25 protein-coding genes are annotated in these 23,109 nt (G+C 64.8%); 11 read left to right on the forward strand and 14 right to left on the reverse strand.

Translation table 11 applies throughout. The features are described 5' to 3' along the window. Positions 1-57 precede the first annotated feature (57 nt). On the reverse strand, positions 58-564 hold the full coding sequence (locus BM167_RS08775) for a type IV pilin domain-containing protein (protein ID WP_092891585.1): 507 nt from the start codon (positions 562-564) through the stop codon (positions 58-60). A 123-nt stretch (positions 565-687) separates the two neighbouring features. Here BM167_RS08775 and panB point away from each other — a divergent pair, with 123 nt between their 5' ends. Continuing rightward, entirely contained in the window at positions 688-1,497 is an 810-nt protein-coding gene (gene panB / locus BM167_RS08780) for a 3-methyl-2-oxobutanoate hydroxymethyltransferase (RefSeq protein ID WP_092891587.1), read from the forward strand. Between the two features lie 271 nt (positions 1,498-1,768). Here panB and BM167_RS08785 read toward each other — a convergent pair whose 3' ends face one another. Beyond that, positions 1,769-2,545, reverse strand: a complete 777-nt coding sequence (locus BM167_RS08785; RefSeq protein ID WP_092891589.1) for an alpha/beta fold hydrolase — start codon at positions 2,543-2,545, stop codon at positions 1,769-1,771. A 163-nt stretch (positions 2,546-2,708) separates the two neighbouring features. Here BM167_RS08785 and BM167_RS08790 point away from each other — a divergent pair, with 163 nt between their 5' ends. After that, positions 2,709-2,957, forward strand: coding sequence for an Hsp20/alpha crystallin family protein (locus BM167_RS08790; protein ID WP_092891591.1), 249 nt, complete (start codon positions 2,709-2,711; stop codon positions 2,955-2,957). Then, positions 2,954-5,218, forward strand: coding sequence for a CDC48 family AAA ATPase (locus BM167_RS08795; RefSeq protein WP_092891593.1), 2,265 nt, complete (start codon positions 2,954-2,956; stop codon positions 5,216-5,218). Before BM167_RS08790 ends, BM167_RS08795 begins: the two co-directional genes overlap by 4 nt. 264 nt (positions 5,219-5,482) lie before the next feature. On the opposite strand, the gene bcp is transcribed toward BM167_RS08795, so the two are convergent. From bcp to priS, 3 genes are read right to left on the reverse strand one after another with little or no spacing between them, the layout of a single operon-like run. Then, positions 5,483-5,950: a thioredoxin-dependent thiol peroxidase gene (gene bcp / locus BM167_RS08800; RefSeq protein WP_092891595.1), complete on the reverse strand. Its 468-nt coding sequence runs from the start codon at positions 5,948-5,950 to the stop codon at positions 5,483-5,485. A gap of 48 nt (positions 5,951-5,998) precedes the next feature. Further along, complete coding sequence (locus BM167_RS08805; protein ID WP_092891597.1) at positions 5,999-6,922, reverse strand: DNA replication complex subunit Gins51; 924 nt, start codon at positions 6,920-6,922, stop codon at positions 5,999-6,001. Continuing rightward, positions 6,919-8,076, reverse strand: a complete 1,158-nt coding sequence (gene priS, locus BM167_RS08810) for a DNA primase small subunit PriS (RefSeq protein ID WP_092891599.1) — start codon at positions 8,074-8,076, stop codon at positions 6,919-6,921. Before priS ends, BM167_RS08805 begins: the two co-directional genes overlap by 4 nt. 420 nt (positions 8,077-8,496) lie before the next feature. Between priS and BM167_RS08815 the strand changes: the two genes are divergently transcribed. The 7 genes from BM167_RS08815 (at position 8,497) to BM167_RS08845 (ending at position 15,583) form a co-directional block, all read left to right on the forward strand. Further along, on the forward strand, positions 8,497-9,954 hold the full coding sequence (locus BM167_RS08815; protein WP_092891601.1) for an extracellular solute-binding protein: 1,458 nt from the start codon (positions 8,497-8,499) through the stop codon (positions 9,952-9,954). A 124-nt stretch (positions 9,955-10,078) separates the two neighbouring features. Next, the gene (locus tag BM167_RS08820) at positions 10,079-11,038 is read left to right on the forward strand and encodes a carbohydrate ABC transporter permease (RefSeq protein WP_218153791.1); all 960 of its coding nucleotides are present in this window, start codon (positions 10,079-10,081) and stop codon (positions 11,036-11,038) included. Positions 11,039-11,040: 2 nt separating this feature from the next. Further along, positions 11,041-12,012 (forward strand): carbohydrate ABC transporter permease, encoded by a 972-nt coding sequence (locus BM167_RS08825; RefSeq protein WP_092891605.1) that lies wholly within the window; start codon positions 11,041-11,043, stop codon positions 12,010-12,012. 4 nt (positions 12,013-12,016) lie between these two features. Further along, entirely contained in the window at positions 12,017-13,204 is a 1,188-nt protein-coding gene (locus BM167_RS08830; RefSeq protein ID WP_092891607.1) for an ABC transporter ATP-binding protein, read from the forward strand. A 48-nt stretch (positions 13,205-13,252) separates the two neighbouring features. Next, positions 13,253-13,456, forward strand: a complete 204-nt coding sequence (locus BM167_RS08835) for a DUF8005 family protein (RefSeq protein WP_092891609.1) — start codon at positions 13,253-13,255, stop codon at positions 13,454-13,456. Positions 13,457-13,530: 74 nt separating this feature from the next. Then, positions 13,531-14,634: a Gfo/Idh/MocA family protein gene (locus BM167_RS08840; protein WP_092891611.1), complete on the forward strand. Its 1,104-nt coding sequence runs from the start codon at positions 13,531-13,533 to the stop codon at positions 14,632-14,634. A gap of 103 nt (positions 14,635-14,737) precedes the next feature. Next, positions 14,738-15,583 (forward strand): DUF8054 domain-containing protein, encoded by an 846-nt coding sequence (locus tag BM167_RS08845; protein WP_092891613.1) that lies wholly within the window; start codon positions 14,738-14,740, stop codon positions 15,581-15,583. 7 nt (positions 15,584-15,590) lie between these two features. On the opposite strand, the gene trmB is transcribed toward BM167_RS08845, so the two are convergent. Both trmB and BM167_RS08855 read right to left on the reverse strand, forming a co-directional pair. Further along, entirely contained in the window at positions 15,591-16,652 is a 1,062-nt protein-coding gene (gene trmB, locus BM167_RS08850; RefSeq protein WP_092891615.1) for an HTH-type sugar sensing transcriptional regulator TrmB, read from the reverse strand. Between the two features lie 96 nt (positions 16,653-16,748). Then, complete coding sequence (locus tag BM167_RS08855) at positions 16,749-17,489, reverse strand: proteasome assembly chaperone family protein (RefSeq protein WP_092891617.1); 741 nt, start codon at positions 17,487-17,489, stop codon at positions 16,749-16,751. Positions 17,490-17,598: 109 nt separating this feature from the next. Between BM167_RS08855 and BM167_RS08860 the strand changes: the two genes are divergently transcribed. Beyond that, the gene (locus BM167_RS08860) at positions 17,599-18,666 is read left to right on the forward strand and encodes a mechanosensitive ion channel family protein (protein WP_092891619.1); all 1,068 of its coding nucleotides are present in this window, start codon (positions 17,599-17,601) and stop codon (positions 18,664-18,666) included. Positions 18,667-18,762: 96 nt separating this feature from the next. Here BM167_RS08860 and BM167_RS08865 read toward each other — a convergent pair whose 3' ends face one another. The 7 genes from BM167_RS08865 to BM167_RS08895 form a co-directional block, all read right to left on the reverse strand. Then, positions 18,763-19,182: a universal stress protein gene (locus BM167_RS08865; RefSeq protein ID WP_092891621.1), complete on the reverse strand. Its 420-nt coding sequence runs from the start codon at positions 19,180-19,182 to the stop codon at positions 18,763-18,765. Positions 19,183-19,241: 59 nt separating this feature from the next. After that, positions 19,242-20,618, reverse strand: coding sequence for a bifunctional metallophosphatase/5'-nucleotidase (locus tag BM167_RS08870; protein WP_092891623.1), 1,377 nt, complete (start codon positions 20,616-20,618; stop codon positions 19,242-19,244). A gap of 99 nt (positions 20,619-20,717) precedes the next feature. After that, entirely contained in the window at positions 20,718-20,927 is a 210-nt protein-coding gene (locus BM167_RS08875) for a dodecin (protein WP_092891625.1), read from the reverse strand. Between the two features lie 69 nt (positions 20,928-20,996). Then, positions 20,997-21,668, reverse strand: a complete 672-nt coding sequence (locus tag BM167_RS08880; RefSeq protein ID WP_092891627.1) for a DUF2238 domain-containing protein — start codon at positions 21,666-21,668, stop codon at positions 20,997-20,999. Beyond that, on the reverse strand, positions 21,665-22,339 hold the full coding sequence (locus BM167_RS08885) for a hypothetical protein (RefSeq protein ID WP_092891629.1): 675 nt from the start codon (positions 22,337-22,339) through the stop codon (positions 21,665-21,667). Before BM167_RS08885 ends, BM167_RS08880 begins: the two co-directional genes overlap by 4 nt. Before the next feature lie 45 nt (positions 22,340-22,384). After that, positions 22,385-22,735 carry a DUF7116 family protein gene (locus tag BM167_RS08890; RefSeq protein ID WP_218153782.1) on the reverse strand — a complete coding sequence of 117 codons (351 nt, stop codon included), beginning with the start codon at positions 22,733-22,735 and terminating at the stop codon, positions 22,385-22,387. A 79-nt stretch (positions 22,736-22,814) separates the two neighbouring features. Next, entirely contained in the window at positions 22,815-23,066 is a 252-nt protein-coding gene (locus BM167_RS08895) for a DUF5816 domain-containing protein (RefSeq protein ID WP_092891633.1), read from the reverse strand. Positions 23,067-23,109: the final 43 nt, after the last annotated feature.

Here is a 23,109-nt window from a genome sequence, read left to right on the forward strand (position 1 = left end):
GTCGTCTGTTGGACGGCGGGGGTTAATGCGTGCCGGTTCGTCGCACCGCGAGGGCCGTCAGCAACCGCTGGTGGCCGTCGGCTTCGTCGGAACCGTTACCTCGCGGAGGACGGCGGAACCGCCGTCGGACTGCTCGACGACGACGTAGTACGTCTGTCCGGCCTCGCAGATGGGGTCAAGGACGCCGTCGGTTCCGTGGCCGTCGATGTGGACGTATCCGCCGGGAGAGATGGTGGACGACCCCATCCAGACGTCTTCCCACGCGATTTCGTTCCCCGACTCGTCGCGCACGTACACCGTCGACCCGTCGGCGACGTCGCCGGCGACGTGCGAGACGTTGACGTACGCGCCGTTACCGCCGTTTCCCGCCCCGTCGGCGACGTACGCCGTCTCGAAGGCGACTTGCGGCGTCGGTTCCCGCAGGGCGTCGGCGAACCCGAACGCCATGACCGCGAACGTCGCCGCGAGGAGGACGACGACGACGAGCATCAACGCCGCGCCGACGACGGGCGAGACGCCGCGGTTCTGGTGGAGCGATGGAGTGGGGCGACCGGACGGGGACATCGTATAGATATACCCCACTTTCAGCGTAAGTAAAACTTCGTGCGGACGGTCCGCAGTCTCGGGCGCGGCGGCCGAACGACGGACAGCGAGCGATTTAACGCGGTGCCGCCACACCGACTGGGTATGACGACGGTACGTGACGTCCGCGAGAAGGCGGGGACCGAACCGATAACGATGTTGACCGCGTACGACGCGACGACGGCGGCAGTCGTGGACGAAGCGGGTATCGACGTCGTTCTCGTGGGCGACAGCATGGGGAACACGGCGCTCGGGTACGACACGACGCTTCCCGTGACCGTCGAAGACGTCGCGTCGCGGACGGCGGCCGTGGGGCGGGCGACGACGGACGCTCTGGTCGTCGCGGACATGCCGTTTCTCTCCGTCGGCGTCGACGAGGCGTCGAGCATCGAACACTGCGGGCGGATGCTCAAGGAGGCCAACGCCGACGCGGTGAAACTCGAATCGGGCCCCCACACCGTCGAGTTGACCGAACGACTCGTGGAACTCGGCATCCCCGTGATGGCGCACCTCGGCTTGACGCCCCAACGGATGAAAGAGACGGGCTACGGGCGACAGGGGACGAACCGCGACGAGGCCCACGGGATTCTCGACTTGGCGCGCCAACACGAACAGGCGGGCGCGTTCTCTCTCGTCCTCGAACACGTCCCGGCGAACCTCGCAAAACAGGTGACCCAAGCGCTCTCGATTCCGACCATCGGTATCGGCGCGGGCGCGGAGTGCGACGGGCAGGTGCTCGTCGTAGACGACGTTCTCGGACTCAGCGACCGGTCGCCGCCGTTCGCACGGCAGTTCGGAAACGTGCGCGAGGAGATGACGTCGGCCGTCGAAGCGTACCGCGACGCCGTCGAGTCCGGGGAGTTCCCGGCCGACGAACACGAACACGTCCAAGACGAACTCGAAGACCTCTACTAACCCACCTTTTTACTTCGTCGGGTCGCGCAGAGCGCGACCACTCCTCGCAAAAAGCTGGACCAAAAAGGGCCGCTCACTCGCTTCGCTCGTTCGCGGTGAGTGAGTCAGACGACGCTTTGCCGACGCATTCGGTCAGTCCGCTTCTCGACTACCTGCATCGCTCCGTAACCGCCTCGCCGCCGTCCCCACGACGAACCCGCCCGTCCCGACGACGCAGGCGGCGACGGCGGCGAACGCGATACACGACTCGCCTCTCGACGGAGAGTGGGAGTCACTTCACTCGCCGGTCGAGAAAGTCCGTCAGGGCGGCGTTGAACGCCGTCGGTTCTTCGAGCATCGCGAGGTGGGCGGCGTCCTCGACGACTGCGAGTTCGCAGTCGGGTATCTCTCTGACGAAGTACTCGTGATACGACCGGGGCGTGAGGTGGTCGTGTTCGCCGACGAGAGCGAGGGTCGGAACCTCGACGTCGTCCAGTTTCCCGCGCACGTCGAAGTCGTGGGACGTCAGGAAGTCGCGCTCCGTGACCTCCCGACCCACCTCGAACATCGCTTCGCGGGAGTGTTCGACGTACGCTTCGGAGGCGTCGTGGAACAGTCGGTCCGGTTCGTGGAGGAACTCCACCGCGCGTTCGAAGTCGTCGCGAAGCCACGCGAGCAAGTCGTCCAAAACAGATAGTTTCGCGCCCGTGCCCGCGAGGACGAGGGCGTCGAGCGATACCTCGCGTTGGAGGACGGCGCTGAGAGCGACTGCGCCGCCCAGAGAGTTGCCGACGAAGACGGTGGCGTCCGTCTCCTCGGCCACGGCGAGGACGTCGTCGACGTACGCCGAGAGCGCTTCGTACCCGGCGTCGGCGTTCGCGTCGTCGCTCTCGCCGTGGCCGCTCAGGTCGACTGCGACGACGGGGTAGTCGTCCGCGATTCTGAGTTGCGACTTCCAGACGTCGCTCGTACCACCGCTTCCGTGGACCAACAGGACCGTCGGCCCTTCGCCACCGCGGTTCGCCGTCCGATAGGCAGTCTCTCGCCCGTGGTGTGTGACCGATTCCATACTGAACCGTCTCTCCGTCGGCGTATAAACCCAACTCCGGTCCGCGCCGACCATCGACTGTGAACCGCAATTCAACTCGCGATTACTCATCCCGACGCCGTCGGCCGATTTGTGGGCGACAGATTTAAATACTTAAGCACCTAACTTGTGGTTAGGAACCAACATGGATACGCAACAGTTCGCCGGCGGAAACGAGCGCTTCATCCGCCGCTACGAGTACGACGACAGTTGGGTAATCGCCGCAGACACCGGTCTCGACGACGAGAGCCTGGACGTGGACATCGTGGGCACGACGGCCATCGTGGTCGCCGAAACGGGCGATAGAATTACCGAAACGGAACTCGAACTCCCCGGAGAGGACGCATCGGCCGAGACGAAAAACGGCGTACTCACGATCACCGTTCAAAAATGAAACTCATCGTCAAACCCCTAAAGCAGAAGGACGCTGGCCGCGGACTCGCGGCCATCGACCGCGAGGCGGCCGAATCGCTCGGTCTCGAAGGCGGCGACTACATCCGCATCGAGAACGACGACGATACCGCTATCGCTCGCGTCTGGCCCGGCTACCCCGAAGACCGGGGAACCGGCGTCATCCGCATCGACGGACGACTCCGCCAGCAGGCGGGCGCTGGCATAGACGACCGCGTCGAGGTGGAGAAAGCCGACGTAAAGCCCGCACAGCGGGTCTCCATCGCGCTCCCGCAGAACCTCCGTATCGGCGGTAACGTCGGGACGTACATCCGAGACAAGCTCTCGGGTCAGCCCGTCACGAAGGGCCAGAGCCTCCAGCTTCCGCTCGGGTTCGGCTTTATGGCCTCCTCGAACCAGACGGTCCCCGTCCGCGTCGCCTCCACTCAACCGCAGGGGACGGTCGTCATCACGGACTCGACCGAGGTCCAGATAAGCCAGAAACCCGCAGAGGAGATACAGCAGACGGGCGGCGGCGGCACCGGCGAAGGCCCGTCCGTCGCGTACGAGGACATCGGCGGCCTCGACAGGGAACTCGAACAGGTCCGGGAGATGATCGAACTCCCGATGCGCCACCCGGAACTGTTCAAGCGCCTCGGCATCCAACCGCCGCAGGGCGTGCTCCTCCACGGGCCGCCGGGGACGGGCAAGACCCTCATCGCGAAGGCCGTCGCAAACGAGATAGACGCCTCGTTCCACACCATCTCGGGCCCCGAGATAATGTCGAAGTACTACGGGGAGTCCGAAGAGCAGCTCCGCGAGATATTCGAGGAGGCAGAAGAGAGCGCGCCAGCCATCGTCTTCATCGACGAGATAGACTCCATCGCGCCCAAGCGCGGTGAGGCCGGCGGCGACGTCGAACGCCGCGTCGTCGCGCAACTGCTCTCTCTGATGGACGGACTCGACGAACGCGGCGAAGTGGTCGTCATCGGGGCGACCAACCGCGTCGACGCCATCGACCCCGCTCTCCGCCGCGGCGGGCGGTTCGACCGCGAAATCGAAATCGGCGTCCCGGACCGCGAGGGCCGCAAGGAGATTCTCCAGGTCCACACGCGGAACATGCCGCTGACCGACGACGTGGACATCGACGCGTACGCCGACAACACGCACGGGTTCGTCGGCGCGGACCTCGAATCGCTGGCGAAGGAGGCGGCGATGACCGCGCTTCGCCGCATCCGCCCGCAACTCGACTTGGAGGCCGAAGAGATAGACGCCGAAGTGCTCGAATCGCTCGAAGTCCGCCCCGGAGACTTCAAGGAGGCGATGAAGGGTATCGAACCCTCCGCGCTCCGCGAGGTGTTCGTCGAGGTTCCCGACGTCACGTGGGAGAACGTCGGCGGACTCGAAGACACGAAAGAGCGTCTCCGCGAGACCATCCAGTGGCCCCTCGAGTACCCCGAAGTGTTCGAGGCCATGGACATGCAGTCCGCGAAGGGCGTCATGCTCTACGGCCCGCCGGGGACCGGGAAGACGCTCCTCGCGAAGGCCGTCGCCAACGAGGCCGAGTCAAACTTCATCTCGATCAAGGGCCCCGAACTCCTCAACAAGTTCGTCGGGGAGTCCGAGAAGGGCGTCCGCGAGGTGTTCTCGAAGGCTCGGGAGAACGCCCCCACGGTGGTGTTCTTCGACGAGATAGACTCCATCGCGACCGAACGCGGCAGCAACACCGGCGACTCGGGCGTCTCCGAACGCGTCGTCTCGCAACTGCTGACCGAACTCGACGGCCTCGAAGCCCTCGAAGACGTGGTCGTCATCGCGACGTCGAACCGCCCGGACCTCATCGACTCGGCCCTCCTCCGACCGGGTCGTCTCGACAGGCACATCCACGTGCCCGTGCCCGACGAGGACGCGCGCCGCGCCATCTTCGCCGTGCACACCGAGCGTAAACCGCTGGCGGACGACGTGGACTTGGACGAACTCGCAGAACGCACCGACGGCTACGTCGGCGCGGACATCGAAGCGCTCTGCCGCGAGGCGTCGATGGCCGCGAGTCGCGAGTTCATCCACAGCGTCTCGCCCGAGGAAGTCGGCGACTCCCTCGACAACGTCCGCGTCACGATGGACCACTTCGAGGACGCTCTCGACGAAGTCGGCCCGAGCGTCACCCAAGAGGTGCGCGAACGCTACGACGAGATAGAAGAGCGGTTCCAGACCAGCGAGGTCAAAAAGGGCAAGGAAGCCGAAGTCAGCCGCACGTTCCAGTAAGCGGCCGACGCGGTTCTCGCCGTTCTCGCCGCTTTTCTCTCCGGTTTCTCGTCGCCGCCTCGTCGCTCGTCACCACCGGTCTCGCTCTCGTATCGTCCCGCCGCCGACGCGGACACGATGGGTTTTTATCACTCACGTCGACTACGTAGAGGTACGTCTTCTCCCGTCCGGACACGGACAACTAGTTGCAAGTTTATTTCACCGGAAACGTGGTGTGTCACAGTCAGTTTTCACTTCGCGACCGCTCCGAAGGCGCGACCGGTCTCACGCCGTCAGGTCGTCGACGTCCGAGAGAATCTCGTCGGCGTGGCCGTCGGGTGAGACGGCCTCGTACGCGAGGACGATACGACCCTCGGGGCCGACGACGTACGTGTTACGGAAGACGCCGTCGAAGGTGTTTCCGAACATGTTCTTCTCGCCGTAGGAATCGTACGCCGACGCGACTGCGCCGTCCTCGTCCGAGAGGAGGGGAAACGGAAGGTCGTAGTCGTCTTCGAACTCCGCGAGGTCCGAGACGGGGTCGTCGCTGATGCCGACGACGGCCACGTCGCGGTCTTCGAACTCGCTCCACTCGTCGCGGAACCCGCAGGCTTCGGTCGTACATCCGGGCGTGTCCGCCCGAGGGTAAAAGTAGACCACGACGTAGTCGCCGCGGTAGTCCGACAGCGAAACCGTCTCGCCGTCTTGATCGTGCAGTTCGAAATCGGGTGCCTCGTCGCCGACGCTGAGCATGCCTCGACGGTCGGCACCGCGCGTGAAAATCTCGCCGGTTCCGGACGGTCAGTCGAGTCGTTCGGCCGCCCCGCGTTCGACGAGGGGTTCGGCGTTCGTCGTCGGCAGGGTCACCACGTCCTCCGTCGCGAGGTCGTACTCCCGTTCGTCGACGCCGAAAATCTGGCCCACGTCGCTCGTGATTCGGAGCGTCACCCGGTCCGTCCCGTCCGTCGGGGCGGGTGCGGCGGGTTCCGCCGCGTCTCCGGGTTCGTCGGGCGAGTCGTCGGCCCCCGTCACCGCGGCCGCCTCGCCCTCCGCCGGTCGGTCCGGTATCTCCTCGGTCGAGGAGTCTGGGTCCGCCTCGTCCGCCGAATCGCCGCCCATCGCGTCCGCGAGGACGCCGCCGTCGGCGTCGCCCGACTCGGCGTCGGATGCGGTCGGAGGGCCCGAACCGTCCTCGCCCGCGGCGTCGGCGTCGTCGGCCGTCGGCGCGTCCGACTCCGGAGTCGGTGCCGCGTCGCGGACGACGGCCGCACCGTCGGTTTCGTTCGTCTGGTCGTGCGTCGGCGTCGGTTGCGTCGTCTCGTGTTCGGACACTTTCCGCTTGCCGCCGAGCACTTCGAGGACCGTCCGCCGGTTCTCTTTGATGCGACGCACCATGTCGTCGAACAGCGCTCGCTCCTCGGCCGTGAGACCGTTCGTGTCCGTGCTCATGTCGGCGGCGGCGAACGAGGCGAGTTTGACGACTTTCCCGACTCGACGCTCGTATATCGCCTCGACGACCTCTTCTGCCGTCTCTATCTCGTCCGTGAGTCGCCCCACGTCGGGGTCCGAGAAGGGGTCTTCGGCGTCGTCCGCCGCGCGTTTCCGTTCGGCTTTCCGCTCTGCGATGTAGTCGGCGACGTCCTCGTAGAACGAGTCCCGAAGATGCTGGAGGCTGTCCTTCTGCCGTTCGGTCCGTCGGACGCTCCGTAACTCGTCTAGGTTCATTCTCTCACCTTCTCGGCTCTGCCGCGGGTCATCAGAAACACCCCGAGGCACTCTTCGACGGACTGTGGTCCGCCGCTGAGTGTAAAGCTATCGCCACCGAACTCCGTCGGCCCGGGGTCCGTCACTTCGATTTTGATGTCGCGCCCGCGGAACCGGTCGGGAATCGCGTCCACGAGCGGTTCGAACGAATCGACGTCGTCGCGGTCGAGAGACCGAACGCAGAGTCCGGACCCGCCGTGGAGGCTCTCGGGCAGTCGGATGAGGCGCTTCGTGTCCGTCGTGACCGGTTCGTCGATCGGGGCCGTCTCCTCTCGCATCGCCTCGGCCGCGAGGGCGTCCACGAGGATGCGCGTCCCCGGACCGCCCGCCTCGACGTTGCCCTCGCGGATGGCGTCGAAGTTGTGCCGGAGTTGCCCGTAGATGGTCTTCGCTCGGCCCTCGCCGATGCCCTGCAGTTCCTGTAGTCGTTCGAGCGCCGACGCCTCGTCCATCTCTCTGAGGGTGGCGGCGAGTTCGAGCAGTCTGTCGTGGACGCGTGCGCCCCATCCGCCGCGGCGCCGGAGGACGCGGCGAGTCGTCCCGCGAACCGACGCGGTTTCGATTAGCCCGTCCACGTCTAAATCTATCGCGCGGACGTAATCGACGATTTCGCGGCGGGCCTCGCTGTCGAGGTGGCGGACGCTCTCGTCCCGGACGTGCACGTGGTACCCCCGCCCGCCGGAGAAGACGACCTGCGTCTCCTCGAACGCGAAGTCGTCGTCGAGAAAGTCGAGCAGGCGAACGAGCGCGTCTTTGCACGCCGCGAGCATGTCGGCGTAGGACGTCTCCTCGGGGTCGACGCCCGGCAGGTGGTCGGCGTCCAGGTCGAAGACGAGGTCGGCGTCGCGCCAGCCTTTCTCCTCCATCGTTCCCGCGCCGGGGTCGTCGAACCGCGCAGACGAGAAGTAGACGTGTCGAGGTGCCGTCCGGTGGAGGAAGTCACCCAAGTCGCCCACGTCCAGAAGCGACTGGTGGCGAATCATGGTCGTCCCGCCCGCACTCCACGGGATGTACCCCCACTCGCGGCGTTCGGGCGCGGGAGGCAACGAAGCGTCGACGCTCCGGTAGTAGTCGCCGAAACGCCCCTCCAGATACTCGCGTGTGCGCGCCTCCATGTCTCTCGGTGATTCCGAAGGGGCGGATAAAGCAATTGCGTCTCGGATTTCGTCCCCCACTCGCGGGCGGCCCGTCAGAGAGCGCGATTCCGCGCCCGGACAAAACATAATGACTAATTCTGATAAACATTCTTACATACATTGTGACGAGAAAGAATTATCTGACTCGAACGCGTAGCAGTCCGGGCGGGACGTTCGTCGAACGAGACAACTGCAGATAGAACGGTCAAAAACCGCAAAAAACGCGGTATAGAGCGAGCTGACAGATCGACCACAACACCGGTAGTATCCAGTTTACCACAACAATAGTAGTAAGCGTGACCAAAACTATAAATAATCTTGATTCGAAGAAGACAGACTGTAATGGTTGATACTGATTCATCGCAGGAAAGGCGAAGCCGCGTCTCGCGGCGACGCTTCGTGAAGGCGGCAGGTGCATCCGGAGTTGCAGTCGGTCTCGCTGGCTGTGTGAGTACCGGCGGAGGCGGCGACGGGGGCGGTAACCAAGAGACAGATACGCCCATCGAGACGGGCGCACCCACCGAGGACATCACCGTCCAGTGGGCCGCGGACTCGCGCGCCGCAGACAACGCGGAGGCCACGAAGAAGGCGCTTCACGACGCCGGTCTTCCGGACAACATCTCGGTCGAGATTATCGCCGGTTCGCAGGTGACGAACAACCGGCAGAACCAGTACCAGCAGTGGCTCTCGGGCGGCCGCGAGGAGCCGACGCTGATGATGATGGACAGCGGGTGGATGATTCCGTTCATCGCCCGCGACCAACTGCAGAACCTCTCGCAGTCGCTGCCCGACGAGATGGTTTCGACCGTCGAAGACAACTACTTCCAAGCGTCCGTCCAGACGGCACAGAGCCCGGACTCGGGCGACCTGTTCGGGATTCCGCTGTTCCCCGACTTCCCGACGATGCAGTACCGAAAGGACCTGCTCCGAGAGGCGGGCTACGGCGACTCCGACTTCGAGACGTGGGCGACCGAGTCGATGTCGTGGGAGGAGTTCTCGAAAATCACGAAGGAGGCGCTGGACGCAAACGACGCCCAGTACGGATACACGTTCCAAGCCAACACCTACGAGGGTCTCTCCTGTTGTGACTTCAACGAGTTCATGACCTCCTACGGCGGGGCGTACTTCGGCTCTCACGACAACCTCTTCGGCCCCATCGGCGACCGACCCATCACCGTCGACGAGCAACCGGTCATCGACTCCATCAAGATGGTCCGAACGCTCATCAACGGCGAGGACGACGAACACGCCCTCGACGGAATCACGGGCAACATCGCCCCCGAGGCGGTCCTCCAGTGGACCGAAGAACCGTCGCGAAAGCCGTTCATGAACGGCGACGCCATCATGCACCGGAACTGGCCGTACTCGATCATCGCGGCCGGCGCAGAGGACGTGTACGGCGAGGACTTGGGCGTCATGCCCATCCCGTACGGCGTCGAGGAGAGCGAAGCCGAGTACGAGGGCACCGGCGGTCCGGTCGCCGCCCTCGGCGGATGGCACATGGCGCTGAACCCGAACTCGTCGCAACAGCACAAGCGGGCGGCCGTGGAAGTGATGAAGGCGATGATGACAGAACAGTTCCAACTCGACATCTTCGGCATCATGGGTTGGATTCCGCCGCGCCCGGAACTCCTCGAGGCCGACCAGGCACAGGAAGTCGACGTCATCGGCCGCTACCTGCCGCAGTTGAAGGTGGCCGGCGAGAACGCGGTGCCGCGCCCCGTGACCGTCGTCTGGCCCCAGCAGTCCAGTCAGATCGCAAAGGAGGTCAACGCCGCGTACGCCGGGGAGAAAGCTCCCGAGCAGGCGATGTCGGACCTCAAGTCTTCGCTCGAAGAGATAGAACAGAGCACTTAAACTAAGCGCATAGACATAAGTTACCTCGACTACGTTATTATTTGTCATGGCAACTGAACAGGAGTCAGGCGAGACACTGCGGGAGAGCACCCGGAGTGGCCCGTACGTGGCGTTCATCCGATGGATGGAGTCTCTATCGGAGAGCGCGTTCGCGTACTTCCTTTTGGCTCCGGCGCTACTCCTCATGACAGTCATCGCCGTCTATCCGCTGATTCAGACGTTCAGCTACTCGCTGTTCGCAAATCAGCTGACGGGCGTCGAACGACTCGGGGAGTTCGTCGGCTTCCAAAACTACGTGGCTCTCTTCACGGGTGCACGCGACGCGTCGCTCCCGTCGAGTTTCCTCCCGACGTTCTCGTCGCAGTTCCCGTTCGTGACGAACTGGTTCAACAGCGCGCTGATGGTGACGCTCATATTCACCGTCTTCAGCGTGCTGTTCGAGACAATCATCGGCTTCGGTCAGGCGCTCATCCTCGACCAGGACTTCCGCGGTCGGCGGTGGGTGCGCGTGGCCATCATCATCCCGTGGGCCGTCCCCATCGTCATCCAGGGGATGATCTTCTTCCTGATGTTCCAGCCGAACATCGGGTTCCTCGTCGGAACGCCCGGAAATCCGTCGATAATGAACCAGCTCGGGCCGCTGAGCATCAGCTTCACGCCGCTGAGAAACACCGCCGACTCGCTGTTTCTCATCATCATCGCCGACGTCTGGAAGACGACGGCGTTCATGGCGCTTCTCATCCTCGCGGGTCTGCAGAGCATCGACCGGTCTCTGTACGACGTCGCGAAGGTGTCGGGCGCGACGAAGTGGCAGCAGTTCAAGATGATCACCTTCCCGCTCATCCTGCCGACGGTGCTGGTCGCGATGCTGTTCCGCACCATCGCGGCGATGCGGGTGTACGGTATCATCGAGACGATGGCGGGGTGTACGACCGTGCCCTCGCTGTCGTGTCTCGTGGTGTCGACGTTCAACAACTCATTGTACGCCACGTCCGCGACGGTGGCGTTCGTCACGGCGGCGCTCATCGGCATCGTCGTCTCCGTCTACATCGTCAAGTTCGCGGACGCTGAAGGAGGGTTCTGACCATGCCCGGAAAGAAACAAACTGACGGCGGAACGAACGTTGGGACGGCGCAGGACGCGGACATCTCCAGGGGTCCGCTCGAACGGTGGGTCGGCAAAGTCATCAAGAACCCGAAACGGGCGTACAGAGCGATGTTCTACGTCGCCACGTTCTTCTTCTTGGTGACCACGCTGTTCCCGTTCTACTGGCTGTTGGTGCTCGCGCTGACGCCGAACAACCTCATCTCGAACATGGGGCTGGTCCCGAAGGGGTTCAACCCCGAGGTGTTCGTTCTGATGTTCGAGCGGGTGCCGTTCCACCTGTTCATGTTCAACAGCTTCGTGCTCGGCATCGCCACGACGGTCATCGTGTTGCTGTTGGCCAGCCTCGCGGGGTACGTCTTCGGACGCCTCCGATTCCCCGGGAAGTCCGTGCTGATGCTCGCCATCCTGGCGATATCGTACTTCCCGCCGGCGGCGTTCTTCCTGCCGCTGTTCGAGCTTTTCACCGGCAACCTCGCCGTCTCGCTGGGACCGCTCACCATCTCCAGTCCGGACCTGTTCAACACGCCGGCACCGATGGTGCTCCCGTTTAGCGCGCTGTTCATGCCGCTTTCCATCTTCATCCTCACGACCTTCTACGGGCAGATTCCCGACGGGTTAGAGGACGCGGCGCGGGTCGAGGGGACGACGCGACTCGGAGCGCTGTTCCGGGTCATCATCCCCCTCTCCGCGCCGGGGGTCGCCACCGCGGGCGTCCTCACGTTTATTAGCGTGTACAACGAGTTCTTCTTCTCGTTCCTCATGAACAACGGGGAGGCGAACTCGTGGGCGCCAATCGTCGCGGGCATCCTGAAGTACCAAGGGCAGTTCGACACGCCCTACAACCTGATGGCGGCGGCGAGCATCGTCGGGGTCCTCCCGGTCGCCATCCTCGTCATCATCGCACAGGAAAAGATCGTCAGCGGACTAACCGCCGGAGCACTCAAGGAGTAATACAATGGGAGAAGTCAAACTCGAACACGTAACGAAACGCTACGCCGACGTAACGGCCGTCGACGACATGAACGTCGAAATCAGGGACAACGAGTTCGTCTGCCTCGTCGGACCCTCCGGGTGTGGGAAGTCCACGACCATGGAGATGATAGCCGGCCTCACCAAACCCACGGAGGGGAAGGTGTTCATCGCCGGTCACGACGTGACGAACCTGCCGCCGAAAGACCGCGGCATCGCGATGGTGTTCCAGAACATCGCGCTGTTCCCGCACATGGACGTCTACGACAACATCTCGTTCGGTCTGCGCCTCCGCGACTTCGAGAAAGAGGAGATAGACCGACGGGTCGAACGCGCTTCCGACATCGTCCAGTTGGAGGGGATGCTCGACCGGATGCCCGACGAGATGTCGGGCGGACAGCGACAACGCGTCGCCATCGCACGCGCCATCGTCCGCAACCCCGAAGTGTTCCTGATGGACGAACCCCTCGCGAACCTCGACGCGAAACTCCGCGTCCACATGCGGACGGAACTCCAGCGACTCCACAAGGAACTGGACACGACCATCATCTACGTCACTCACGACCAAGCGGAGGCGATGACGATGTCCGACCGCATCGCGGTCATCGACTCGGGTGAACTCCAGCAGATAGACCCGCCGTTGACCTGCTACAACGAACCGAAGAACCTGTTCGTCGCGGGCTTTATCGGCTCTCCGGCGATGAACTTCGTAGACGGGGAAGTCAGAGAGAACGGCTTCCACGGCGAGAACGTCGAAGTCGAGTTCGACCCCGCGGACCACGGCCTCTCGGTGGGCGACGAGGTGACTCTCGGAATCCGCCCCGAGGACGTCTACCTGACGCGGGACTCCGAAATCTCGACGCCGACGCGGGTGATAGACGCGAAAACCGACGTGCTCGAACCGATGGGCGACGAGATATTCGTCTACCTCCTCTTAGACGAGGAGGCGGGGACGGACCTAGACGACATGGCAGGCGACGCGTTCGCTGGCCAACTGCTGATGAGCGTCGACCCCGACTCGGATATCGAAGAGGACGAGGACGTAGACGTCGTTCTCGACCGCTCTCGCGTCCACCTCTTCGATACGAACTCCGGTGAGGCCATCGTCCACGGCATCACCTCGAAGATGCCCGCCACGAGTGCGGACGAGACGCCCGCGGAAGGAGACGACTGACGCCAGAGGGACCCGGCACGATAAGTGCCACCAACCCGTTCGGTACGTATGGTCAACGAACTCGGTTGGCTCTACCTCGGTGGGATGACGGTTCTGTTCTTCTTTTGGGCGTACGGCATCGTGTCGTTCGCACTCGACCTGAAGAACACCATCGTCCCGAAGACCAAACAGTATATCCGCGGCCGCCGCCGTCTCAAAGAAGAAAAGGAGCGAGAGGAGGAACGAGAAGAGCGCGAAAAACAGCTCTACTGAGTTCGTTCAGCCTCGACCGATAACCCCAGAATGGAACGAGTCACTTAACAATACGAGTAGTAAATGATTGCATCATGAATTCCGAGACCTCGGTACGCGTCGGTATTATCGGCCTCGGCAATATCGGGCATTACCACGCCGACAGATTGTTCGAACTCGGGGCCAATCTCGTCGGGGGGCTCGACATCCAATCCGACGCCCGCCGCCGGTTCGCCGACAAGTACGACGTCAACGCCTACGAAGAGAAGGGACAGTTGTTCGCAGACGTCGACGCCGTCATCATCACCACGCCGAACAGATTCCACGAAGAGTACGCAGTCGCGGCCCTAGAGGCCGGTCTGGACGTCCTCTTAGAGAAACCGCTCGCGCATTCGCTCGAATCCGCGGAGAACATCGTCGCCGCCGCGGACGACGCCGACGGGTTCTGTATGGTCGGGTTCAACAACCGGTTCGGAAGCCCGGTGGAAGTGATAAAACACTACCAATCTGAGGGCCGGTTCGGCGACCTCCAACACGTCGAAGCCAACTACATGCGCCGACGCGGCATCCCCGGCCGGGGGTCGTGGTTCACGTCCGAGAACATCGCGGGCGGCGGGTCCGTCATCGACATCGGGGTCCACGCCATCGACCTCTCGCTTTTCTTCTTGGACTTCCCGGAGATAGAGGAGGTGTCTGCGGTCACTCGCTCGCAGTTCGGGAACCGCGACGACTACGCGTTCGTCGAGATGTGGGGCGAAGACGTCGGCCCCGAGGGGTTCGACGTGGACGACTCCGCGTCGGCGTTCATCCGGTGTGAGGGCGGCAAGACCATCTCGCTCGAAGTCGCGTGGGCGACGAACCGGCCGACGAACGACGAGTTCTTCCTCCGCGGGACGGACGCCGGCGCACTGTTCGACCGGGGCAGCCACGACCTGACCCTCTACGAGTCGGGCGTGGGTGGACGGAACCACCTCACCGAGAGCGACGTCGAGACGCAGTCGAACGACACCCACAAATCCGAACAGGAGATATTCCTGGAGGCCGTCGAACTCGGCGAAGCGCCCGGCGTGAACACGCCCGAACAGGGTCTCGAAGTCCAACGCGTCATCGACGCCATCTACCGGTCCTCGGAGACGGGGCGGGCGGTGCGACTCGACGGAACGAGTACGATTCCCGAAGTGACTCCGAGCGACGACTGACCGCCGCGACTCTCCGTTCTCTGGCCGCTTTCCGTCGCGACCGACCGTTCTCTCGTCGTCCCGTCGGGAAAGGCTGAAGCGTTCGGCCCATCCACAGTCTGCTATGTCGATAGTTGACGCAGTCCGTCGGCCCGAGTACACGGGCGACAGACGGTGCTGGCCGTGTACGGTCGTGAACGCGTTCGTCGTCGTCGCCCTCGCGGGCGTCTTCGGTTTCCTCACTCCCGTCGGCGTCGCAGTCCTCGGCGTCGGAACCGCACTCATCTACCTCCGCGGGTACGTCGTGCCGGGGACGCCCGAGTTCGCGCCGCGCCTCGTCGCGGAACTCGGTCTGTCGTCGCTGTTCCCGCACGCCGGAGACGGAGACCAGACCCGTCGCTCGGACGACCTGACCGACGACGAGGACGTAGACGGCGAGGAACTCCTCGGAGTGCTGTTCGACGCGGGCGTTCTCGAAGCGGCACCCGACGGCGCACTCGAACTCTCCGCGGAGTTCCGCGCGTCCTGGGACCGCGAGATGGCGACGCTCCGCGAACGCGGAGACGACGAACTCGCCGCCGTCGTCGCCGAGGTTGCACCGTTCGAGGCGGACGGCGAACACGCCTACGGCGGACTGAGCATCGAGGGGCCGACGCGCGCCGTATGGCTCTCGCGAACCCACGGTATCGCCGACGCGGCGGCGGTTCGCGCACTCGCTGACGCCGACGTGCCGGAACGGTTCCGCGCGCACGCGACGACGCCGCTTCGGATGTTCGTCGAGACGTGCCCGGACTGCGGCGGCGACGTCGTCGAGACGACGGCGTCGGCGGGGTGTTGCGGCGGGCCGGGGAGCGTCTACGCCTCGCCGACGGACGAGGTGTTAGCGTGTGACTCGTGCGGGGCCGTCGTCTACCAGTTCGACGACGCGGACGTCGAGGCGACCGAAGAGGAAGCGGGACCCGAACGGTAGGCCGCGGTCAGACGATACTGTCTCGGTCCGGCACCGAGTCGCGTCCGAGGAGAATCTCTTGGGCTTCGACGTCTTCGAGTGCGGCGACGAGTCCGCCCACGGAGACGACGCCCTCCTCCGTCTCGACTTCCAGCGAGGCGACTTCCTCCGACTCTTCGAACTCCGTCCGGTGGACGCGCCCCTCGACGACGACGGGGTCGCCCGTCTCGATGTCTCTGCCCGCGACGGAGGCGTAGAACGGGCCGTCGAGTTCGCGGACGTCCTTCACGGCGCGGCGGACGGAAGCGTACCGGCGCGGGAACGGGCGGCGCTTCCCGTCGGTCGCGAGCGTCTCGGCCGTCGTCCAGAGGACGGTCCCGAAGAAGCCCGAGACGAGGAAGCCGAGCGCAGAGCGGTTGAAGATGACGCCGTAGCGGTCCCGGTCGTCGCGGAGGGCGTCCTGCGTCGCGTAGACGGAGTATTCGCCGTCCGCGACGGCGAGAACGGGCGTCGTGATACCGCGTCGGGCGCGGGCGCGAGTCGCGACTTCGAGGTAGTCGAACTCCTCGGGCGACGGCGCGCGCGCCGCGGGCGTCACGAGGAGGTCGACGCTGACGCCGCCGTCGATGGCCTCCGCGAGGTCGTCGCGGAAGCGACGGAGGAGGTCCGGCGTCACCGAGAGCACGAGTTCGTACTCCGCGTTGTCGATTATCTCCTCGATGTAGCGGAGGATGGTCGACCGCGACTTCACCAACGAGACGGCCTCGGTGTCGCGGGCGGGCGCGGTGTACCGCGCTTCGAGTTCGTTTATGAGTTCGCCGAGCGACGTCTGGATGTTGCCGAACGCGTCTTCGGGGTTGACGGCGACTATCTTCATCGGTCTGGACTCGCGGAGTTCGACCAGTCCCCGGTCCGAGAGACTCCGGACGGTGTCGTACACTCTCGGTTGCGGGATGTCGGTTCGGTCCGCGATCTCCGATGCGGTGAGTTCGCCGTGTTCGAGGACCGCGAGATAGGCGTCTATCTCGTACTCCCCGAGATTGAATCGGTCCCCGACGCGTTCCATCGTCAACCGAAGGTCGTCTGCCATACACTGTTCTCTTCGTCGGGGGCCTTGGTGTTTACTATGGTTCGAGTAGCACCGGTTTCCGGAACACCGTGGTAGTTAACGGTCCCAGATGAAGGTTTACATGTACATCCGGTCTTCGGGGAGTTCCCCCTCCCGTTCCTGCATCCGTTCTGCGAGTTCGCTGTAGTGTTGGCGCACCTCCGCCGCGAACGCCTCCAGTGGGGCGGAATCGATGCCGAGGCCGTAGACCGACTCGACGGCTTCGACGAGTCGAATCGACGCCTCGACGTCCGGCGCCTGCGCGTGGACGGGCGTGACGTAGACGGCGACTTCGAGCGGCGAGGTCAACCCTCGTTCGACGAGTGCGGCGTTGACGCCGTCGAGGAACCCCTTTCCCATCGGTCGGACGTCGCTGTCGTCGAGTCGTCGCTCCCGATAGCCGTCGGTGGCGACGAAGTACGTCTGGTGGCCGTCGGGTCCGTGCGGCACGGGGACGCCCGCGAGGACGCCTATCTCTTCGACGCCGTTCGCGGCCGTCCACTCGGCGATGGCGTCGGCGAACGTCTGCCCGACGGCGGCGGGGACGAACAGGTCGCCGACGAGGACGGTCACGTCCAAATCGTCCCGCGAGAACAGTCGCGTGTGGTGACGCGGCCGTCCGTCTTCGAACGGTGTAATCGCGGGGAGACCCTCGACCGTCAGGTGCCCCTGTTGTTCGAGGTTCAGATGATTCACGAGGTAGTCCGCGGCGGTGAGTCCCGCGAACCCGAACGAGGAGAGGCCGACGAGGAGCGTCTCGCTCGGGTCGCTGTCGTGGGTGATGCGGAAGTCTGGCGACTGCTTCGAGCGACCGAACATGGGGCTAGGTAGAGCGAGCACCGACTTATCGGTACCCTCGATTACAGCCGCGCCGCCCCGTCGCCGAGTGCGGGCCTTTTTCTCCCGGTGGTGAGGAGATAATCGATATATGCAGTCGGGTACAACCGCGGGGACGACGACGGCGGAGACGGCGGGCGCACCCGCCGGAGCCGCCGAGACGCCGACCGGAACCGCGGGCGAAGCGTTGGGGAACGTCCTTCCGGAGTGGCTTTTCGTTCCGGGGTGGGAGTACGTCGCCGCCGCCATCGTCCTCGTGGCCGGGTACGCCCTCTCGCAGTACGCGAGCCGGTTGCTCGGACGTCGCGTCGCCCGGCGGTTCCGCCGACAGAGCGTCGCGCAGACGGTTCTTCGCCTGATTCGCGGGACGGTGATGGCGCTCTCCGTCGCCGTCGCCGTCAACCTCCTCGGGTTCGAGTTCGGCGATATCGTCCTCTCGGTGACGGTGTTTTCGGCCGTCCTCGGTATCGTCCTCGCGCCGATCGTCGGCAGCGTCATAAGCGGCCTGTTCATCCTCGCTGACGAACCGTACGAGATAGGCGACATGATCGAACTCGAAGACGGACGCAGGGGGTTCGTCGACGAGATAACCATCCGCTACACCAAGATGTACACCCTCGACAACACCTCGCTCGTCGTCCCGAACTCGAACATGCGAGAGCGGTTCGTGACGAACTTCTCGGCCGAGGACGAGCGCGTCCGCCTCAGTCTCGGCCTCCTCGTGACGTACGAGTCCGACGTGAAACGCGCGCGGACGCTCCTCGAAGACGCCGCGAGCAACGTCGACGACATCATCCAAGGCGGCCCGGACATCAGAATCGGAAGCGCCCGCTACCCCGCGCGGCCGACGGCGTACATCGACGAGTTCGGCGACCACGGCGTCCTCATCACCCTCCGGTACTGGGCGAAGAAGCCGTACAAACTCCTGACGGTCCGCTCTCGCCTCCAGACCAAACTGTGGAGCAAGCTCGACTCCGAACCCGTCGAGATAGCGTACCCCCACCAGCACATGTTCTTCGACGACACCAGCGGAACGCTCCGGACGGAGGTGTCGTCGGACGAGGGCCGAGACTCCCGTCCGAGCGACGGCAGCCGAGTCGACGCCCGCCGAACCCGCGAGGACGCCGACGAGGGCGACCCGACGGGTCGCGACCGGTGATTCGAGACCGAAAAGACCCCAGAGTGGTTCGCCCCACCCGCCGACCGACCGCTCCTCGATTCGAGCCCGCTCTCGTCGGGTCACCGACGGCGGCGGTCAGTCGTTGGCGACCTGTTCGGGTTGCACCGTGATGACGGTGCAGTCGAGTTTCTGTCGGAGGTACGTCTCTATGTCCGGGTCGTCGAGGAAACGTCGGAGCATGCGTCGCCACCGACTCGCCTGTTTCGACCCGATGACGACGATATCCGCCTGTTCGGCCGCCACCTCTTCGAGAATCGTCTCTTCGACCAGAAACCCCCGCCGGACGACGTACCGCGTCCGTTCGAGGGACCCGAACAGACGCTCCACCGCGCGTTTGAGTTCGGCGCGCGTCACCCCCCGGTTCTGTTGGTAGAGGTCGACGTGGAGGACGGTCAGCTCTGCCGTTCGTTCCGTCGCGACGCGAACGGCCTCTCTCAGCGTCGCTTCGGAGTGTTTCGTCACGGGGTACCGGACGGGGACTACCACTCGCGTCATCGATTAATGAATGCGCCCGCCCGTTCTCAACTTTTCCCCTTCGACGAGCACCCCAACGGTCAGTCGTCGTCCGCCGCCGCGCCCGACACGCGGCGCATTCGGCCCTCGATTTCGGGGTCGACGCCGCACTCGCGGGCGTACGCCGCGAGCACGTCGTGGAGGATGTCCCCCTCGCCGGCGCGGTGTGACTCGTCTATGGTCGGAAACTCGTGGTCCGAGTGAAGCACGTAGCTCGGGGTGGCGACGGTGTACCGCGCCTCCGGGTCGATCGGGTCGCCGCCGACGCGCGCGTCGACGAGTTCTCCCGCCTCGTCGACGGCGAACGACGCGCCGCTTACGTGTCCGTGCCACCAGTCGGGTTCGCCGAAATCCACCGCCGCGGACGAGCACTCGCGCAGGACCTGCCGGAGTTCCGCGCCGGTGAGTTCGACGACGACGAGAGGCTCCTCGAACGGAACGAGGCTGATGCAGTCTTTCAGCGTCATCTCGCCCGCTATCGCGGGGCCGTCGCGGATGCCGCCGCTGTTTTGAACTCCGACGTCCGCTTCGGAGGCCCACCGGTACGCGTCAGCGACGAAGTTGCCGACGCGACACTCGCCGCGGTGGACGGTCTGGTCCGACCGTTCGATGGGCGTCTCCACCGTCGCGACGACTTCGTCCAGTCCGGCGGCTTCGATTCGGCCGCGCAGTCCCGCCGCGACGGACTGCATCGGTTCGGCGTCCGCCGTCTCGTGTCGCGTCGCAGTCGCGCCGTCGTCGCTCAGTTCGACCTCGTAGATGGCGTGGCCGTTGACGCCCGGGCGGAGCAAAAGCGTGCCAGCGACGCGCTCACGGCGCTCGGAGTGGACGTGGCCGCCGAGGACGACGTCGGCGTCCACCCGGCGGGCCAGTTCGTCGTCGCCGCCGCCGAGATGCGAGAGGGCGACGACGTACTCGACCCCCTCGTCGCGGAGCGCCGAGACGGCGCGTTCGGCCGCCTCGTAGGGCCCCTCGAAGTCGAGGTCAGTCGCCATCGGAGTGAGCGAGGGCGTCGCGGGGTCGGTGACGCCGAAGAACCCGACGCGGTCACCCCCTCTCTCTCGGACGACGAACGGTTCGACGTGGTCCGCGGCGAACCGCCGTCCGTCGTCCTCGTAGACGTTCGAGGAGACCCACGTCTGCGGCGCGTCCGCGACGAGCGAACGGGTCGCGGTCGGGCCGTAGTCGAAGTCGTGGTTGCCGAACGTCTCGACGTCGGTTCCGACCGCGTCGAAGAAATCGAGCGACTGCCGTCCTCTGTCGACGAGAGCGACCACGCCCGGCGAGGTGTTGTCTCCGGTCCCGCAGACGAGAGCGTCCGGGCCGTCGAGTTCGCGGATGCGCCCGGCGAGACGGGCGGCTCGAACCGGGTCGTCGTAGACGTTCTCGATGTCGGAGTAGTGGAGAAGACGCGGCATCTACCCCTCGTGGCCGGGCGACAGAAATGAATTCGTCGGTTACGTCCGAAGGACCCGCCTCCGCCGACGCGGACGCGGACGCGGACGTCGGCGGTCGGGTTACGCGTTCGGCGATTCCAGTTCGAAGGCCACCGTAACCTCGGCTTGGTACTCCGGAGTATCGACGGCGGCGATTTCGACGCCGAGTTCGTCCACTTCGAGCCATTTGACGTTGTTCAGCGTCTCTTCGGCGCGGTCTATCGCGTCGTCGACCGCGTTGTCGAAACTCTCCTCGCTGCGACCGATGAGTGTTATCTTCTTGAACACCATGTACGAGACGCTGTTGTCTTTCTGTCATGATAAATAGCGGGGGCCGATTCGGACGACTGCGGCGACGCCTCACCCGTTTCGGGGGCGCGAGGAGTCCAGTCGTGAGACGAGGTGTTCGACGACGCCGCTGAGTTGGCTACTCCCCCAGAGAGCGACGACGACGCCGCCCGCGGTGTTGAAAAGGAGGTCCATCATCGAGTCGCGCAGGCCGTACTGCGTGAGGACGGCGTCCGCTCCCGTCAGCCCCGCCGCGAGGCCGATGAGGAACTCGACGACTTCCCAGAAGACGCCCGCGGCGACGACGAAAAGCAGGATGAAGACGAACATGAACCGGTCCGGGAGGTAGATGCTCTCCGTGTGTTCGTCGAGGGCGCGGGCCACGGAGTAGCCGACGGCGGCGACGAGCGTCGCAGAGAGCGTGTGCGTGAGGTGGTCCCACCACCAGACGTTGGCGTAGAAACTGCCGATTCCGGGGAGACCGACCGTCCCCCACGCGTGGAGGAAGACGGCTCCGGTTATCCAGAGGACGAGTCCGGCGTCGAGCGGTACCGAGTAGTCGTGTTCGAAGAGGCCGGGGAGGAAGGTGACGCCGAGTGCGAACAGCGTGTTGACGAAGACGCCGACGTTGAGCGTCCAGAGACCGACGAACAGGAACCCGACGAGGGCCGTCTGCATCGCGCCCACCGCGACGAGTTCCTGGCCCGACGAGAGGTCGAAGTGAAAGACGTCCCGCCACTTCATGGCGCGGTCTCCTCTCGGTCCCGCGCCTCTCTGTCGCTGATGCGTTCGGTCTCCGGGAGCCGTCGTTCGAGGTGGGCGCGTCGGCGGAAGTAGTACTCGAAGAGGACGCCGCCGAAGACGCCCGCCACCGTCGCGGCGACGAAGTCCCACATCAGCATCTCCTCTATGACCGCCTCGGACCGGCCGTCGTAGAGGAACGCGGTTTCGAGGAGGACGTCCGAAAGCCACCGAACGACGGCCCAGATGCCCGCGGCGGCCATCGTCGTGACGACGACGAACACGAGCGCGAAGGTCTGATTCATCCGGACGGCGGTGAACACGTCGAGTTCGACGGCGATGATGAGAGCGACTGCGGCGACGGCGACGTAGGTGAGCACTCGCCCGGAGAACGTCATCCCGCCGACGGTTTCGCCGACGACGAGCGTCCGCCCGAGAAACGGCAACGCGGCGATAAAGAGCACTTCCCACGGGAGCATCGCGCTCGGGTCGCGGCGGGCGAGAGCGGGAACGACGGCGATGACGGCGACGGCGGCGCCGAAGCCCGCCCACTCCAGGTCGCCCCCGCCGAACTGCGCACCGCTCACGCCGACGAGGGCGACGACGAGAACCCACCCGAGCGTCGCGTTCACGCGCCGACTCTCGACGACGCTACGCAGTCCGGTGTCTGACATACGTGACGTTGACTCGCTCGACGAAAAAGAGTTACCGGATGGCTCTCAGCGCGCTTCGCGGTGAACCACGTCGTAGTTGCCGCCGTCGTCGACGCCGATGACCGCCCACTCGAAGGGGGTGTCGGCGCTCTTCAGTCCGTCCGTGAGATTCCCCGTCGCCTCCTTCCACGTGACGAAACAGCGGAGGCCATAGCCGTCGCCGTCGGCTGTCTGCGACCCGCCGTCCGCGATTGCTCGTCGTCGCAACTCCACCGTATCGGTGTCGAGCGCGGTCACTTGGACCGACCGCCACTTTCGCTCGGCGACGAACTCCGACCCGTCGCCCGAGACGGTGTACCCCAGTCTACTGAATATCGACCGGGCTTCCTCCGCGGGAGGCATGCTGACAGGGGGCATGTACTCGGTCGTACCACTCCTCGGGGCATAAATCTTGCTACGGTTTGCCACACCGCACTGAGAGTCACGCCGCCGAGACTCACTCGTGGGCGGCGTCCCACTCGTCCGGCTTTCTGATGTTCCCGCAGACGTTGCACTCGATGCGGCCCATCGTGTCCATCGCGTTGTCGAGAGAGCCGCAGTTGTCGCAGAAGTAGCCCCACCGGGCCTCCTTGTCGGCGTCGACGTAGACGGCGTAGAACGGCCCCTTCCCTCCGCGGTCGGCGTCGCTGCGGTCGAGAAACAGTGTCTCTCCGTCGTCGGTTCGCACTCGCTCCAGTTCGGTCTCCATACCAGTCCGTTCGGCGGCCGGAGGTTTATGCGTGACCTCTGCT

It is taken from the genome of Halopelagius inordinatus, assembly GCF_900113245.1.
GTDB lineage: Archaea > Halobacteriota > Halobacteria > Halobacteriales > Haloferacaceae > Halopelagius > Halopelagius inordinatus.

What these genes read in the sequence shown, in the direction of transcription:
- BM167_RS08895 (WP_092891633.1), bottom strand. Translation starts at nt 23,066, where the DNA reads ATGGAGACCGAACTGGAGCGAGTGCGAACCGACGACGGAGAGACACTG.
- BM167_RS08885 (WP_092891629.1), bottom strand. Translation starts at nt 22,339, where the DNA reads ATGTCAGACACCGGACTGCGTAGCGTCGTCGAGAGTCGGCGCGTGAAC.
- BM167_RS08795 (WP_092891593.1), top strand. Translation starts at nt 2,954, where the DNA reads ATGAAACTCATCGTCAAACCCCTAAAGCAGAAGGACGCTGGCCGCGGA.
- BM167_RS08860 (WP_092891619.1), top strand. Translation starts at nt 17,599, where the DNA reads ATGCAGTCGGGTACAACCGCGGGGACGACGACGGCGGAGACGGCGGGC.
- BM167_RS08875 (WP_092891625.1), bottom strand. Translation starts at nt 20,927, where the DNA reads ATGGTGTTCAAGAAGATAACACTCATCGGTCGCAGCGAGGAGAGTTTC.
- BM167_RS08840 (WP_092891611.1), top strand. Translation starts at nt 13,531, where the DNA reads ATGAATTCCGAGACCTCGGTACGCGTCGGTATTATCGGCCTCGGCAAT.
- BM167_RS08825 (WP_092891605.1), top strand. Translation starts at nt 11,041, where the DNA reads ATGCCCGGAAAGAAACAAACTGACGGCGGAACGAACGTTGGGACGGCG.
- priS (WP_092891599.1), bottom strand. Translation starts at nt 8,076, where the DNA reads ATGGAGGCGCGCACACGCGAGTATCTGGAGGGGCGTTTCGGCGACTAC.
- BM167_RS08855 (WP_092891617.1), bottom strand. Translation starts at nt 17,489, where the DNA reads ATGTTCGGTCGCTCGAAGCAGTCGCCAGACTTCCGCATCACCCACGAC.
- BM167_RS08890 (WP_218153782.1), bottom strand. Translation starts at nt 22,735, where the DNA reads ATGCCCCCTGTCAGCATGCCTCCCGCGGAGGAAGCCCGGTCGATATTC.
- BM167_RS08785 (WP_092891589.1), bottom strand. Translation starts at nt 2,545, where the DNA reads ATGGAATCGGTCACACACCACGGGCGAGAGACTGCCTATCGGACGGCG.
- panB (WP_092891587.1), top strand. Translation starts at nt 688, where the DNA reads ATGACGACGGTACGTGACGTCCGCGAGAAGGCGGGGACCGAACCGATA.
- BM167_RS08870 (WP_092891623.1), bottom strand. Translation starts at nt 20,618, where the DNA reads ATGCCGCGTCTTCTCCACTACTCCGACATCGAGAACGTCTACGACGAC.
- bcp (WP_092891595.1), bottom strand. Translation starts at nt 5,950, where the DNA reads ATGCTCAGCGTCGGCGACGAGGCACCCGATTTCGAACTGCACGATCAA.
- BM167_RS08830 (WP_092891607.1), top strand. Translation starts at nt 12,017, where the DNA reads ATGGGAGAAGTCAAACTCGAACACGTAACGAAACGCTACGCCGACGTA.
- BM167_RS08865 (WP_092891621.1), bottom strand. Translation starts at nt 19,182, where the DNA reads ATGACGCGAGTGGTAGTCCCCGTCCGGTACCCCGTGACGAAACACTCC.
- trmB (WP_092891615.1), bottom strand. Translation starts at nt 16,652, where the DNA reads ATGGCAGACGACCTTCGGTTGACGATGGAACGCGTCGGGGACCGATTC.
- BM167_RS08820 (WP_218153791.1), top strand. Translation starts at nt 10,079, where the DNA reads ATGGAGTCTCTATCGGAGAGCGCGTTCGCGTACTTCCTTTTGGCTCCG.
- BM167_RS08835 (WP_092891609.1), top strand. Translation starts at nt 13,253, where the DNA reads ATGGTCAACGAACTCGGTTGGCTCTACCTCGGTGGGATGACGGTTCTG.
- BM167_RS08880 (WP_092891627.1), bottom strand. Translation starts at nt 21,668, where the DNA reads ATGAAGTGGCGGGACGTCTTTCACTTCGACCTCTCGTCGGGCCAGGAA.
- BM167_RS08775 (WP_092891585.1), bottom strand. Translation starts at nt 564, where the DNA reads ATGTCCCCGTCCGGTCGCCCCACTCCATCGCTCCACCAGAACCGCGGC.
- BM167_RS08790 (WP_092891591.1), top strand. Translation starts at nt 2,709, where the DNA reads ATGGATACGCAACAGTTCGCCGGCGGAAACGAGCGCTTCATCCGCCGC.
- BM167_RS08805 (WP_092891597.1), bottom strand. Translation starts at nt 6,922, where the DNA reads ATGAACCTAGACGAGTTACGGAGCGTCCGACGGACCGAACGGCAGAAG.
- BM167_RS08845 (WP_092891613.1), top strand. Translation starts at nt 14,738, where the DNA reads ATGTCGATAGTTGACGCAGTCCGTCGGCCCGAGTACACGGGCGACAGA.